Source organism: Caballeronia sp. LZ028, assembly GCF_031451415.1.
GTDB lineage: Bacteria > Pseudomonadota > Gammaproteobacteria > Burkholderiales > Burkholderiaceae > Caballeronia > Caballeronia zhejiangensis.
Map to the genome: position 1 here is coordinate 212,761 of NZ_JARUXN010000003.1, position 13,979 is coordinate 226,739.

Sequence of the window (13,979 nt, forward strand, 5' to 3'; positions counted from 1 at the left end):
CCTGATTTCGCGGCGAACGCGAGGGACTGCGTTGCGTTCGCGCGGAAGGCCGCCGATGGGGCGCGGGGCCCTCGGCACGATGAATGATCAGAGTGTGCGGGTCGCGCCGCGTGCATGCCTTCGCTCACGCGTCCTTGAATCGGCAGAAAACGACACTCGCATCATTGCAATGTCGGATTGCATCGCACACGCGACGCGCAAGCGTTGGCCTCGGTCCGACAGGAGCGCCTTGACGCGATCATCGCTCAACGCGCCAATCCCTTTACACGCAACGCTCACAGCGATTCAGCGCGTCATTGGCACGAGCCATGCATTTGATGAAGCGGGCGCGATGCCGCCGGCACGATGATTTCATTCCGGGAACCGTGTCGACGGATCGCGCCTCTTTTTATCGACGGATTCACGGGGTTGCCATGAAAGCGAAGACCATCGCCGTTCTTCTCGCCGCGAGCGCGGCGTCGTCGGCCGTGCCTGCGTTCGCGCACGATTGCGGCGCGGCGAACATGCAGTGCGAAAACGCGGTGAAGCATGTATCGCACAAGGAAAACAGCGCGCGGGCGGTTCATGGGATGCGCGCGAAGAGCACCGGACACGAAATGCCCGACGCTGCCAAGACGCCGCCAATCGAACACGAGCAGCACGACAGCATCGATGCGTGGTATCGCGGCGGCTGATCGCTCAATCGAACGTGATGCCGTCGAAACGATGTCCGCCGAGCGGACTGATCAGATAGCCATGCACGCGTTTCGATATCGGCTGGAAGATGTTGGCGTGCGCGAGCGGCGTATACGGCACCTGATCCTTGAACACCACTTGCGCTTCTTCATAGAGCTTCGTGCGCGCGTTCTGATCGGTGACGAGACGCGCTTTCGCGAGCAGATCGTCGAACTGCCTGTTGCACCACTTGGCCATGTTGCTGCCGTGAACCGCGTCGCAACCGAGCGTCGTGCCGAGCCAGTTGTCGGGATCGCCGTTGTCGCCGAGCCAGCCGTAAAGAATCGCGTCGTGCTCGCCGTTCGTCTTCGCGCGCTTGTTGTACTCGGCCCATTCGTAAGTGACGATGTTCGCCTTCACGCCGATCTTCGCCCAGTCCGATTGAATCAGTTGCGCCATCAGACGCGCGTTCGGGTTATAGCCGCGCTGCACGGGCATCGCCCATAGCGTGATCGTGAAGCCGTTTGGAAAGCCCGCTTCCTTCAGCAGTTCCTTCGCCTTCGCGGGGTCGCGCGGTGCGTCCTTCAGCGCCTTGTTATACGACCATTGCGACGGCGGCATCGGATTCGTCGCGATGGTCGCTGCGCCTTCGTAGACCGTCTTGATGATCGCCTGCTTGTCGATCGCCATGTCGAGCGCGCGGCGCACGTTCACGTTATCGAGCGGCTTGTGCGTCGTGTTGTAGCCCACATACGCGACGTTGAAGCCGACGCCCGACAGCACCGTGAGCTTCGGATCCTGCTTCGCTGCGGCAATGTCGGCGGGACGCGGAAACGACGTCACCTGGCATTCTCCGCTCGATAGCTTCTGCTGACGCACGGCGGCATCGGGCGTGATCGAGAAAACCAGCTTGTCGATATGCACGTCCTTGCGGTTCCAGTAAGTCGGATTGGCGTCGTAGCGGATCGTCGCGTCCTTCTGATAGTCGCGGAACACGAACGCGCCCGTGCCCACTGGCTTCTGATTGAGGTCTTCCGGCTTGCCCTGCTTCAGCAGTTGCGCGGCATATTCCGCCGATACGATCGATGCGAACTCCATCGCGATGTTGCGCACGAACACGACATCAGGCGTCTTCAACGTGAAGCGCACGGTGTAGTCGTCGAGCTTGTCGACGGATGCAATGTTCTTGTCGTAGCCGAGATCGGTCAGATACGGGAAGCTGACGGGATGCGCCTTCTGAAACGGCTCGTTCGGATCGATCATGCGCTTGAACGTGAATACGACATCGTCCGCGTCGAAGTCGCGCGTCGGCTTGAACCAGGCGGTCGACTGAAACTTCACGCCGCGCCGAAGATGAAACGTGAAGGCCTTCGCATCCGCGGACTCATCCCACTTCTCGGCGAGACCCGGCACGAGATCGAGCGTGCCGCGCTTGAATTCGACGAGCTGATCGTAGACCGCATGCGCGCCCGCATCGAAGTCGGTGCTCGTCGTGTATTGCGCGGAATCGAAACCGGCGGGGCTGCCTTCGGAACAGAACACGAGCGTCTTGTTCGCCGCCGATGCGGCTTGCGACGTCAATGCGAATGCGGCAAAGAGGGAAACGGCAAGGAGTCGATGCGTCAGAACCATTTTTCTTGTTTGCTCGGAAGAGTGGGCAAGCCGCCTCGCGGCGGGCGTGAGCCATACTCTACCAAGCAAACGTTTTTCGAGCTTGCTACATCGAGCGCAACGCGAAGCGCTTGAGCTTGCCCGTCTCGGTGCGCGGCAACGCCGTTAGAAACGTCACGATGCGCGGATACTTGTAAGGCGCGACAGTGCGCTTGACGAACGCCTGCAATTCAGCAATGAGCGCATCGTCGCCGGTGAAACCGGGATTGAGCACGACGAACGCCTTTACCGCTTGCCCGCGCGTTTCATCGGGCACGCCGATCACGCCGCATTCCGCCACCGCTTCATGCTGCATCAGCACGCTTTCCACTTCCGGCCCGGAGATGTTGTAGCCCGCCGATACGATCATGTCGTCGGCGCGCGCCTGATAGAACACGTAACCGTCATCATCGATCACGACGGAATCGCCGGGCAAGTTCCAGCCGTCGCGCACGAATTTCGACTGACGTTCATCGGCGAGATAGCGGCAACCAGTCGGGCCGCGCACCGCGAGCTTGCCGATGGTTCCGGGCGGCACCGGCTGCATCGCATCGTCGACGGCCTGCACGATATAGCCCGGCACCGCGCGTCCGATCGCGTGCTCGCGCACGTCCGCACCCGCCGACGAAACGAAGATATGGATCATCTCCGTGCCGCCGATGCCGTCGATCATTTCGATGCCGCTCGCTTCGCGCCATGACGCGCGCGTGGAATCGGGCAACGCTTCGCCCGCCGACACGGTCTTCTTCAGGCTCGACACATCGAAGCCTTCGATGAGCGGCGCCATCTGCCGATAGAACGTCGGCGCAGTGAACATGATCGTCGCGCGAAAGCGCTGCACGGTTTGCAGGAGCGTTTCGGGCGTGAGCTTTTCGAGCAGGATCGTCGACGCGCCGACGCGCAATGGAAAGCACAGCAGGCCGCCGAGGCCGAACGTGAACGCGAGCGGCGGCGTGCCGCAGAACACATCGTCGGCCGTGGGCTTCAGGATGTGTCGCGGGAACAGATCGCACATCGCAAGGACGTCGCGATGAAAGTGCATGCAGCCTTTCGGCGCGCCGGTCGTGCCGCTCGTGAATGCGATGAGGCACACGTCGTCGGCGGCGGTGTCGCAGGCATCGAAATGATCGGGCTTGCTTCGAGCCAGCGATTCGAGCGACGCGGGTGCATCGTCGTGAAACGTCAGCACTTGCGCGAGCGCTTCGCAATGGAAGTCGTCGCCTTTCGTCGTGCAGCGCTGCAGTTCTTCCATGAGACGCACATCGCATAGCGCCGCCGATATCCGCGCCTTCTCGATGATCTGCTTCAGTTCTTTCGCGCGCAGCAGCGGCATCGTCGGCACGACGACGAGACCGGCCTTCAGCGCCGCGAAGAACGCGACGGCCATCTGCAACGTATTCGGCCCGCGCAACAACACGCGATTGCCCGGACGCAAACCCATTTCATCGACGAGCACATGCGCGCTGCGATTCACGAGCGTGCGCAACTCGCGATACGTCGTTGCGTGCGGCTCGCCGTTCGCATCGGACCAGATTGCCGTGCGATCGCCATGTCCGCTTTCGATCGCGCAATCCAGCAATTCGGTCGCGCAATTCACGCGCGCCGGATAAGCGACGTCCGCATTGTCGAGCATGAGCACCGGCCATTGTTCCTGCGGCGGCAAATGATCGCGCGCGAAAGTATCGATGTGTGCCGAGCGTTCCATCGTGTCCTCCGCTTAGTCGGGGATAACAGCCGTGGCTTCGATCTCCACCAGCGCATCGTCTTCGATGAGCGCGACGACTTGCACCGCACTCATCGCGATGTCGTAATCGCCGATCAGCTCGCGGAATGCCGCGCCGATTTCCTTCGCCGCCGCGAGATACGCGCGCTTGTCGGTCACGTACCACGTCATGCGAACGAGATGCTCCGGCTTGCCGCCCGCTTCGCGCAGCACGGCCACGATATTGCGCAGCGCCTGCGCGGCCTGAGCGCCGAATGCGTTGCTGACGAAGCGCGCCTCTTCGTCCCAGCCGATCTGCCCCGCGATGAACACCTGCGTGCCGCGCACCGCGACGCCGTTCGCGTAACCGCGCGGCTTGATCCAGTCCGAAGGCTGAAGGGTCTTTTTCATGAGCGTGATTCCTCTTGAAGTGCGCGGCTCGTGCCCGGCGCGAACCGTTCGATCGCGAGGGCGATGTCGCCGGGAATGGCGATCGAGCGGCCATCGTCGAGCGATGTCGTCACGAGGACCTGCTTCGCGCGAAAGCGCACTTCGCCGTCGCAATGACAGACGATGTCGATGCGGATCGAGCGCTGTCCGACGGAATCGACCGCGAGCGACAGCGTCACCGTTTCGCCCATGCGGCTCGGTCGCGAGAACTCGCAATTGAGCTTGACGATGGGAAGTCCGACGCGGCGCCGCGAGATCATGTGCGCGTAGTCGATGCCGAGCGCATCGTCGAACCAGTCTTCGACGAGCATGTTCGTCATCACCAGGTATTGCGGAAAGTACACGATGCCCGCCGGATCGCAGTGCGCGAAGCGGATTCGCATCGGCATGTCGAAGCGTTGTGTCATCGTTGATGTGCTCCGTGCGCCTTGAGCAAGTCGCGTCCGACGATCAACTGCTGCACTTCCGTCGCGCCTTCATAGATGCGCAGCGCGCGTATCTCGCGATACAGCGATTCGACCGCCGTACCGCTCTTCACGCCGAGGCCGCCCCACAACTGCACGGCTGCATCGATGACCTGTTGCGCGCCTTCGCTCGCGTGCCATTTCGCCATCGCGGCTTCGCGCGTCACGCTCTCGCCCTGATCGCGCAGCCACGCGGCGCGATACACGAGCAGCGCGCTCGTGTCGATGGTCAACGCCATCTGCGCGAGCTTCGCCTGCGTGAGCTGAAAGTCGCCGAGCGTCTGGCCGAACATCTTGCGCGATGCGGCGCGTTCGAGCCCTTCCTGCATCGCGTGACGCGCGAAGCCGAGCGATGCCGCCGCCACCGACGTGCGGAAGATATCGAGCGTGCGCATCGCGATCTTGAAGCCTTCGCCCGCGGCGCCCAGCATCTGACTGCGCGGCACGCGCGCGTTCTCGAAGTGCAGGCGCGCGAGCGGATGCGGCGCGATCACGTCGATGCGTTCGGCGATCTGCAAGCCGGGCGTATCCGCATCGACGATGAACGCGCTGATGCCGCGCGAGCCCGGCGCTTCGCCTGTGCGCGCGAACACGACATGGAAGTCCGCGATGCCGCCGTTCGATATCCACGTCTTGTCGCCGTTCAGCACGTAGGCGTCGCCATCGGCGCGCGCATCGAGCGACATCGCCGCGACATCCGATCCCGCTTCCGGTTCCGACAACGCGAACGCCGCCAATGCAGTGCCGTTCGCGACGCGCGGCAAATAGCGCTCTTTCTGCGCATCGGTGCCGGCGAGCGATATGGCGCCCGAGCCGAGCCCTTGCATCGCGAAGGCGAAGTCCGCGAGGCCGTCGTGTTTCGCGAGCGTTTCGCGCAGCAGGCACACGGCGCGCGTGTCGATCGTATCGTTCGATGCGCCGTATCGGGTGCCGCCGATGCAATGCCTGAGCCATCCCGCATCGCCGAGCATGCGCACGAGGCGCTTGCAGGCCGCGTCGGTATCGGCGTGAACGACATGCTTCAGATGCTCGTTCGCCCATGCATCGGCATCGCGTGCGAGTTCGCGATGTCTCTCATCGAAGAAGGGCCATGCGAGCGCGCTGTGTGGATCGGCGTTCATTCAGTCTCCTTCGAACACGGGACGCGTCTTCCCCGCGAACGCGCGATAGGCGCGCTCGAAATCGCGCGTGCTCATGCAGATGGCTTGCGCCTGCGCTTCCGATTCGATCGCTTGGTCGATGCTCATGCTCCATTCCTGATGCAGCATCTTCTTCGTGATGCCGTGCGCGAAGGTCGGCCCGGCGACGAGTTCGGACGCGAGCTTCGCGGCTTCGTCGAGCAAGGTTTCGGGTGCGCAAAGGCGGTTGTAGAAGCCCCAGTGATAGCCTTCGTCGCCGCTTGCCGAGCGGCCCGTGAAGAGCAATTCGGCAGCGCGTCCCTGACCGATGATGCGCGGCAGAATCGAACAGGCGCCCATGTCGCAGCCCGCGAGACCGACGCGCGCAAAGAGAAATGCGAGCTTGCTGCGCGCGGTGCCGAGACGCATGTCGGACGCCATCGCGAGGATCGCGCCCGCGCCCGCGCAGACGCCATCGACGGCGGCTATGATCGGCTGCGGGCAATGACGCATCGCCTTGACGAGATCGCCCGTCATGCGTGTGAAGAGCAATAGCTCGGGCATCGGTAGATCGATCAGCGGTGCGATGATTTCATGCACGTCGCCGCCGGAGCAGAAGTTGTCGCCCGCGCCGTGGATCACGACGGCTTTCACATCGGTCGCATAGGCGAGTTGCCGAAACAGATCGCGCAACTCCGCATACGATTCGAACGTCAGCGGGTTCTTGCGTTCGGGCCGGTTCAGCATGATCGTCGCGACATCGTTCGTGACGGACCATCCGAAGTGCGTCGCGCGATAGTCCGCGAGCGTTACGCGATTGCCGGCGAGAAGCGCATCGGCGCTCGATGAGCTCATCTGTGTCTCCTTAGTCCTTCAGCGTCTTCCGCAGATGCTGCTTCAGCTTGCCGAGCCGCTGATGCGTCTGCGATTTTTCGTTCAGTTCGAGACCGCCGAACATTTCGACGACCCATTGCTCATGCGCGGTCGCCATCTTGTCGAACGCGGCGCGGCCTTGCGGCGTGAGACGCACGCTCGTCGAACGGCGATCGTTCGGATCGGCATAACGCGATACCAGTCCTTCTTTTTCGAGCTGATCCGTGATGCCCGTCACATTGCCGCCGGTGACCATCATGCGGCGCGATAGCTCGGTCATCTTCAGGCCCTCGGGATGACGTTCGAGTTGGGCCATCAGGTCGAAGCGCGGCAAGGTCGTATCGAACTCGGTGCGCAGGCGCTTGCGCAGTTCGGCTTGCACGAGGTTCGTCGTGGTCAGCATGCGCAGCCATAAGCGCAGTCCCATGTGGCTGTCGGCGCCGGTGCTCATCTCGAGATCGACGACGTTGTCCGCCGGTTTCTCCACGCCCTTGCGCGGCGCTTTCTGCTCGGTTGCGGCGTTCGTCTTCTTGTTGCCTGCGATGTTGCTCACGTTACTTCTCCACCTGATACGGATATCGACTGGCCGTTCATCGCATTGGAACCGGGCGCGCACAGCCATAGCACGGCGTTGGCGACTTCTTCCGGCTGCACGAAACGGCGTTGCGGGTTGTTGCGCACGAGCGCATCGCGTGCGTCCTGTTCGCTGCGCGCGGTCTTCGACATGATCTGATCCAGCGATGCGCGCAGCAGCTCGGTTTCGGTATAACCGGGGCATACCGCGTTGACGGTTATGCCCTTCGTCGCGACTTCGAGAGCGAGCGCGCGCGTGAGACCGATGACGCCATGCTTCGCCGCGCAATACGCCGCGACATACGCATAACCGATCTGTCCCGCCGTGCTCGCGACATTCACGATGCGGCCAAAGCCACGCTCCAGCATCGACGGCAACACGGCGCGCGTGCAGAAGAACACGCCGGTGAGATTGACGTCGATCATGCGTTGCCACAGTGCCGCATCGGTTTGCGTGAAAGGCGCGGCTTGCGCGTGGCCTGCGTTGTTCAAGAGGATATCGGCCGGACCGGCGCGCAAGAAGGCTTCGGCGACGGCGGCTTCATTCGTCACATCGACGCGTATGCACGCGACGTCGGCGTAATCGCGCATCGCGTCGCGTTGCGCTTCGAGGCGCGCGAGATCGCGGCCCATCAGCGTGATGCGTGCGCCGGCATGCGCGAGCGCCTCTGCGCACGATGCGCCGATGCCGCTGCCACCGCCTGTCACGACCGCGTGTTTGTCGGCGAGAGTCGTCATGATCAGACCGTTCCTTCAGCGCGTTGCGCGCGTTCTTGCGGCGTGAGGCGCGCATTGTCGGCGGCCAGTGCGCGCTCGCGTTCGAGATTGCGTTCCAGTTGCGATTTGGCGGCCGCGTATTGCTTCGGCCACGCGATATCGAAGTAGCCGATCTTCGCGGCCTCGTTCAATGTCCACGATGGATTCGCGAGATGCGGGCGCGCCACCGCGCACAAGTCCGCACGTCCCGCGGCGATGATGCTGTTCACGTGATCCGCTTCCGAGATCGCGCCGACCGCGATGGTCGCGATACCCGCTTCATTGCGTATGCGATCCGCGAACGGCGTCTGGAACATGCGCCCGAACACAGGCTTCTCCTGCTTGCTGACTTGCCCTGAAGAGACGTCGATCATGTCCGCGTCGGCGGCCTTGAATGCGCGCGCGATCTCGACGGCGTCGTCGGGCGTCGTCCCGCCATCGACCCAATCGTGCGCGGAAATGCGAACGGACATCGGCTTGTCTTGCGGCCACACGGCGCGCATCGCCTTGAATACTTCGAGCGGATAACGCAGGCGATTTTCGAGCGAGCCGCCGTATTCGTCAGTGCGATGATTCGTCAGCGGCGAGAGAAAGCTCGACAGAAAGTAGCCATGCGCGCAGTGCAGTTCGAGCCAGTCGAAGCCTGCAAGCGCGGCCATTTCCGTGGCGCGCACGAACTGCGTTTCGATCTCGCGCAATTCGTCGTGCGATGCCTCGCGCGACCATTGGCTCACGCCTTGCAGATACTGTTGCGGCGATGCGGAAACCAGCGGCCAGTTGCCATCGGGAAGCGGCTGATCGATGCCTTCCCAGCTCACGCGCGTCGATGCCTTCGCGCCCGCATGGCCGAGCTGCATGCCGATCTTCGCATCCGATTGCGCATGCACGAAATCGACGATGCGCTTCCACGCCGCGAGATGCTCCGGCGCATACATGCCCGGACATCCCGGCGTGATGCGCGCTTCGGGCGACACGCAGGTCATCTCGGTCATCACGAGCGCGGCGCCGCCCATCGCGCGCGCGCCGAGATGCATCAGGTGATAGTCGCCCGCGATGCCATCGACGGCGGAATACTGCGCCATCGGAGAAACGACCACGCGATTCTTCAGCGTGACGCCGCGCAATGTGAACGGCGTGAACATCGGCGGAACGGATCGTTGCCGCGCGTTGCGCTCGATGCCCGCACGCGCGGCCAGCCAGTCTTCGAATGAGGCGAGATATCCTGCATCGCGCTCGCGCAGGTTTTCATGCGAAATGCGCTGCGAGCGCGTGAGCAACGAGTATGCAAACTGCTCGGGCTCGAACGACGCGTATCGATCCACATGCTCGAACCACTCCGTCGAATTGCGCGCGGCATTCTGAATGCGCAATACATCGACGCTGCGTACTTGCGTGTAATGCGCGAGCGCGCCGTCGAGATCGCCGTTCTTCATCGCGAACGCAGTGTCGATGCTGTTCGCGAGTTCGATCGCATCTTCGAGTGCGAGCTTCGTCCCCGATCCGATCGAAAAATGCGCGGTATGCGCGGCATCGCCCATCAACACGACGGGCGTCCGTTTGCCATTCGCGGATTCGCGCCAATGCACCCATTCGCGATTGACGACGCGCGGAAAGCGGATCCATTGCGCCGATCCGCGCAAGTGCGTGGCGTTCGAGATCAGCGCGTGGCCGTCGAGATGCTTCGCAAAAAGCTTTTCGCAGAACGCGATGCCGTCTTCCTTGCTCATGTCGGCGAGGCCGGCCGCACGCCATACGCGTTCGGGCGCCTCGACGATGAACGTCGACGTGTCTTCATCGAAGCGATAAGCATGCGCCTGAAACCAGCCCCATTCGGTTTTTTCGAACGCGAACGTGAATGCGTCGAAGCACTTGTGCGTGCCGAGCCACACGAAGCGGCAATCGCGCATGTCGATATCGGGCTGATACGTCGACGCGTATTTCTGCCGGATCGCGCTGTTCAATCCGTCGCTCGCGATGATGAGGTCGGCGTCGTAGTCCTCGTCGTTCGTGACTTGCGTTTCGAAGACGAGCTTCACGCCGAGGTCTTCGCAACGCGCTTGCAGGATATTCAGCAGACGTTTGCGGCCGATGCCGCAGAAGCCGTGACCCGACGAGCGCACGGTGCGCCCGCCGATGTGGACGTCGATGTCGTCCCAGTGATTGAAGGCGTCGAGAATGGCATCGGCGCTTGGCGGGTCCGCCGCGCGCAGGTTGCCGAGCGTCTGGTCGGAGAACACGACGCCCCAGCCGAACGTGTCGTAAGGACGGTTGCGTTCGACCACGGTGATGTCGTAAGCGGGATGGCGGCGCTTCATCAAAAGCGCGAAATACAGGCCCGCCGGACCTCCGCCGATGCAGACGATACGCATGCTTGCTCTCCGACTCGTGTCTTTCCTCGTGATAATTTAGGTTTGGATAATTTAGATGTCAAGTAAAAAGACGACGGAGCGCACCGCGCGTCCGTACTTTTCCCCGCTAGTCTTCGCGGATTTCCCGTGCGCAACGCTGCAAGCGGATGAATGCCCGATACCGCGCGTCGTGAAGGCGCGCGAGATCGCCCGTTGCCGGCGCGTAGGTTTTTTCGACGCGCGCCATGCCGCTCATCGCCGATCGAACGTCGCCGAACAGGCCGCCCGCCACCGCGCCGAGCATCGCGGCGCCGAGCAGCACCGGCTCATCGACCTGCGTGGCCAGCACCGGCTTGCCGGTCGCATCGGCGAGCAGCTGCCGGACGAGATCGAGCCGGCCCGCGCCGCCGCTGATCATCACGCGCTCGATCGGCGCGCCGGCGTCCGCCTGCGCTTCGATGATCTGCCGCAGACCATAAGCGATGCTGCATACGCCGGCGACATACAGCGCGACCAGATTGTCGAGGCCGGCTTCCATGCCGAGACCGGCGATGACCGCGCGCGCGTGCGGATCGGCGAAGGGCGCGCGGTTGCCGAGAAACTCCGGGACGACGTGCAGGCCATCGGCGAGCTTCACCGCGTCCGACAGGCTGCCGGAGCCCTGGGCCGCCAAGCCGGCGAGCATGCCCGGCAGCGATTCGCCGCGCTCTTTCGCGCGAAGCGTGGCTTCGGCGGCGGCGGGCTGCATCGCGAGCAGGCGCTCGATCGCCGCGCCGGCGACCGATTGACCGCCTTCGTTGAGCCACGCCTGCGGCACCATCGCCGAGAAGTACGGGCCCCAGACGCCGGGCACGAAGACCGGCTCGGCGGTCGTCGTCATCGTGCATGACGACGTGCCGAACACATAGGCGAGGCACGACTCCGGATCGCCCTGTGCGCCCACGGTGCCGATGCCGCCCGCATGGGCATCGATCACGCCCGCGCCGACCGGTGTGCCCGCGATCAGCCCGAGTTCCGCGGCGGCGCGTTCGGTCAGCCCGTTGCCGAGCCGCGTGCCCGGTTCGACCACCTGCTGGCCGATGCGCGCGAAGCCCTCGTCCGCCAGCGCGCCGAGACCGATGGTCCGGAAATAGCTCTCGTCCCAGCGCCGTTCATGCGCGAGATAGGTCCACTTGCAGGTCACGGTGCAGACCGACCGCGACGTATCGCCGGTCGCGCGCCATGTCAGGAAGTCGGTGAGATCGAAGAATTGCCATGCGGCGTCGAAGACGCGCGGACGGTTTTCCAGAAGCCACAACAGCTTCGGCGTCTCCATTTCCGGTGAGATCCTGCCGCCGACGTATTTCAGCACCGCGTGGCCGGTCGCGTTGATGCGCTCCGCCTGCCCGATCGCGCGATGATCCATCCAGACGACGATGTCGCGTTCCGCCTGCTCCGACGGTCCCACGGGCAGCGGTTTGCCGCCATCGCCGAGCACGACGAGCGAGCAGGTCGCATCGAAGCTGATGCCCGCGACGGACTCCGGCGCGATTGCCGCCTGCGCGAGCGCCGCTTTTACGGCGTGGCAGACGGCGCTCCAGATTTCCCCGCTCGATTGCTCGACGATGCCGCCGCTTTCATGAAACAGCGTGATGTCCTTTTTCGCCGATGCGGCCATGTTGCCGGCGGTATCGAAAATTCCGGCGCGTGCGCTGCCGGTGCCGACGTCGACGCCAACGACGTAGCGTTCGCCGGCGCTGCGGTTGCTTGCGTTCATCTCTCTGTCCGTGGTTCGGGATAGGGGCGTCGCAGATCGACGCTGTTCGGCAAACCTGCCGCCGAGTAGTATGCCCGAACCCCGAATTCCGAAGACGGCAACGCGAGGCGCTCGTCTAAAGCCGCTACTTGATGAAGCTGAGTTCCTTGCTGATCTTTTCGAGGATCGGCTTCTTTCTCTCGTTGAAGACCGCCTTGTTTTCCTGGATGAGATTGTTGCCCTTGGTATCGATCGAGATGATCAGCGGGCCGAACTCCTTCACGCGGTTGATCCACAAGGTTTCGGGCATGCCGAGATCCTGCCATTCGGCGCCTTCGATTTCCTCGACGAGCGTCGCCGCGAGCACCGCGCATCCGCCCGGGAAGATCGCATGAACCGCCTTGTGCTCCATGCAGCCCGCGGCCGTTTCCGGTCCCATGCCGCCTTTGCCGACGATCAGCTTCACGCCGGTCTGCTCGATGAACTCGCGCTCGAATTTCTCCATGCGCATGCTCGTCGTCGGTCCGATGGACACCATCTCGAACGCGCCGTCGTCCTTCTTGCGCACGATCGGGCCCGCATGAAAGATCGCGCCGCCGTTGAGATCGACGGGCAGCTCGCGCCCTTGCTCGATCAATCGACGATGCGCGACATCGCGGCACGTCACCAGGCGCCCCGTCAGATAGACGACGTCGCCGACCTTCAGATCCTCGAGGTCTTCGCTTTTGATGGGGGTTGTCAGAACCTTCTTCACAGTACGACTCCTTCATGCGAGAGCACTTCGTAGGACATGTCTGCGTTGATGCGGATCTTGCCGCGGCGATGCGCCCAGCATCCGGTGTTGATGGCCACCCCGATGGTCGACGGATGCCGCGCCGACGATTCGATGTTGACGCCCATCACGCTATTGTTTCCGGTGAGCCCCTGAGGGCCGATGCCGACTTCGTTGAGCCCTTGTTCGAGCAACTCTTCCATCAGCGCGGCGCGCGGATTCGCGCTCTTCGAATCGACCGGACGAAGGATCGCCAGCTTCGACAATCGCGCGGCAGTCTCGACCGAAGTGGATACGCCGACGCCGACGAGCAGCGGCGGGCACGCATTCACGCCGCGCTCGGTGATGACGTCCATCACGAATTCGGCGACGCCTTCATAGCCTTGCCCCGGCATCAGAACCTTCGCCGCGCCGGGAAGCGTGCAGCCGCCGCCCGCCATGTAGACGTCGATCGTGCAGCTGTCCTTCTCCGGCACGATGCGCCAGTCGAGCCACGGAATCTGCGTGCCGGTGTTCGTGCCCGTGTTCTTCTCGTCGAACGTTTCGACGGCGTTGTGACGCAAAGGCCCGAGCTTCGTCGCGCCGGCGGTGGCTTCCTGAAGGATTTCCTCGAGCTCGCCGAGCAGCGGAAAATTCGCGCCCGCCTCGACGAAATACTGGATCACACCCGTGTCCTGACAGCTCGGACGGTTCAGCTTGTCGGCGGCGTCCTGGTTGCTGTCCATCGAATCGTAAATCGACTTGGCGAGCGGATTGGTTTCCATCGTGCGCAATTCCGCGAGCTTCGCCTTGACATCCTTCGGCAGGCGCTTGCCGATATAGGCGGTGAACTTCGCCATGGTGTCCGTGACGGACTGAATGGCCGCTTCCTTTTCCATCTTGAT

Annotated in this window: 13 protein-coding genes; 1 reads left to right on the forward strand and 12 read right to left on the reverse strand. The window is 63.2% G+C overall.

Annotated features, from left to right (window positions below):
- Positions 1–413 precede the first annotated feature (413 nt).
- Positions 414–674: a hypothetical protein gene (locus tag QCE58_RS18575; protein ID WP_250522193.1), complete on the forward strand. Its 261-nt coding sequence runs from the start codon at positions 414–416 to the stop codon at positions 672–674.
- A gap of 4 nt (positions 675–678) precedes the next feature.
- Here QCE58_RS18575 and QCE58_RS18580 read toward each other — a convergent pair whose 3' ends face one another.
- The 12 genes from QCE58_RS18580 to ttdA all read right to left on the reverse strand — a co-directional run bounded on the left by QCE58_RS18580 (position 679) and on the right by ttdA (position 13,973).
- Positions 679–2,286 (reverse strand): ABC transporter substrate-binding protein, encoded by a 1,608-nt coding sequence (locus tag QCE58_RS18580; protein ID WP_250522194.1) that lies wholly within the window; start codon positions 2,284–2,286, stop codon positions 679–681.
- 85 nt (positions 2,287–2,371) lie between these two features.
- Entirely contained in the window at positions 2,372–4,009 is a 1,638-nt protein-coding gene (locus QCE58_RS18585) for an AMP-binding protein (RefSeq protein WP_250522195.1), read from the reverse strand.
- 12 nt (positions 4,010–4,021) lie between these two features.
- Positions 4,022–4,417: a RidA family protein gene (locus tag QCE58_RS18590; RefSeq protein WP_008347482.1), complete on the reverse strand. Its 396-nt coding sequence runs from the start codon at positions 4,415–4,417 to the stop codon at positions 4,022–4,024.
- Positions 4,414–4,863 carry a thioesterase family protein gene (locus QCE58_RS18595; protein WP_008347484.1) on the reverse strand — a complete coding sequence of 150 codons (450 nt, stop codon included), beginning with the start codon at positions 4,861–4,863 and terminating at the stop codon, positions 4,414–4,416. Before QCE58_RS18595 ends, QCE58_RS18590 begins: the two co-directional genes overlap by 4 nt.
- The gene (locus QCE58_RS18600; RefSeq protein WP_250522196.1) at positions 4,860–6,041 is read right to left on the reverse strand and encodes an acyl-CoA dehydrogenase family protein; all 1,182 of its coding nucleotides are present in this window, start codon (positions 6,039–6,041) and stop codon (positions 4,860–4,862) included. The genes QCE58_RS18595 and QCE58_RS18600 overlap by 4 nt, the downstream gene beginning before the upstream one ends.
- Entirely contained in the window at positions 6,042–6,893 is an 852-nt protein-coding gene (locus tag QCE58_RS18605; RefSeq protein ID WP_250522197.1) for an enoyl-CoA hydratase family protein, read from the reverse strand. It abuts the gene before it with no gap.
- 10 nt (positions 6,894–6,903) lie between these two features.
- The gene (locus tag QCE58_RS18610) at positions 6,904–7,464 is read right to left on the reverse strand and encodes a MarR family transcriptional regulator (protein ID WP_250522198.1); all 561 of its coding nucleotides are present in this window, start codon (positions 7,462–7,464) and stop codon (positions 6,904–6,906) included.
- Positions 7,461–8,222, reverse strand: coding sequence for an SDR family NAD(P)-dependent oxidoreductase (locus QCE58_RS18615; RefSeq protein ID WP_250522199.1), 762 nt, complete (start codon positions 8,220–8,222; stop codon positions 7,461–7,463). The genes QCE58_RS18610 and QCE58_RS18615 overlap by 4 nt, the downstream gene beginning before the upstream one ends.
- 2 nt (positions 8,223–8,224) lie before the next feature.
- Positions 8,225–10,609, reverse strand: coding sequence for a bifunctional salicylyl-CoA 5-hydroxylase/oxidoreductase (locus tag QCE58_RS18620; RefSeq protein ID WP_250522200.1), 2,385 nt, complete (start codon positions 10,607–10,609; stop codon positions 8,225–8,227).
- Positions 10,610–10,715: 106 nt separating this feature from the next.
- Complete coding sequence (locus QCE58_RS18625) at positions 10,716–12,344, reverse strand: FGGY-family carbohydrate kinase (RefSeq protein ID WP_250522201.1); 1,629 nt, start codon at positions 12,342–12,344, stop codon at positions 10,716–10,718.
- Positions 12,345–12,468: 124 nt separating this feature from the next.
- A complete protein-coding gene (gene ttdB / locus QCE58_RS18630) occupies positions 12,469–13,077 on the reverse strand; it encodes a L(+)-tartrate dehydratase subunit beta (protein ID WP_175980506.1) in 609 nt (202 codons plus the stop codon).
- The gene (gene ttdA, locus QCE58_RS18635; RefSeq protein ID WP_008347498.1) at positions 13,074–13,973 is read right to left on the reverse strand and encodes a L(+)-tartrate dehydratase subunit alpha; all 900 of its coding nucleotides are present in this window, start codon (positions 13,971–13,973) and stop codon (positions 13,074–13,076) included. Before ttdA ends, ttdB begins: the two co-directional genes overlap by 4 nt.
- Positions 13,974–13,979: the final 6 nt, after the last annotated feature.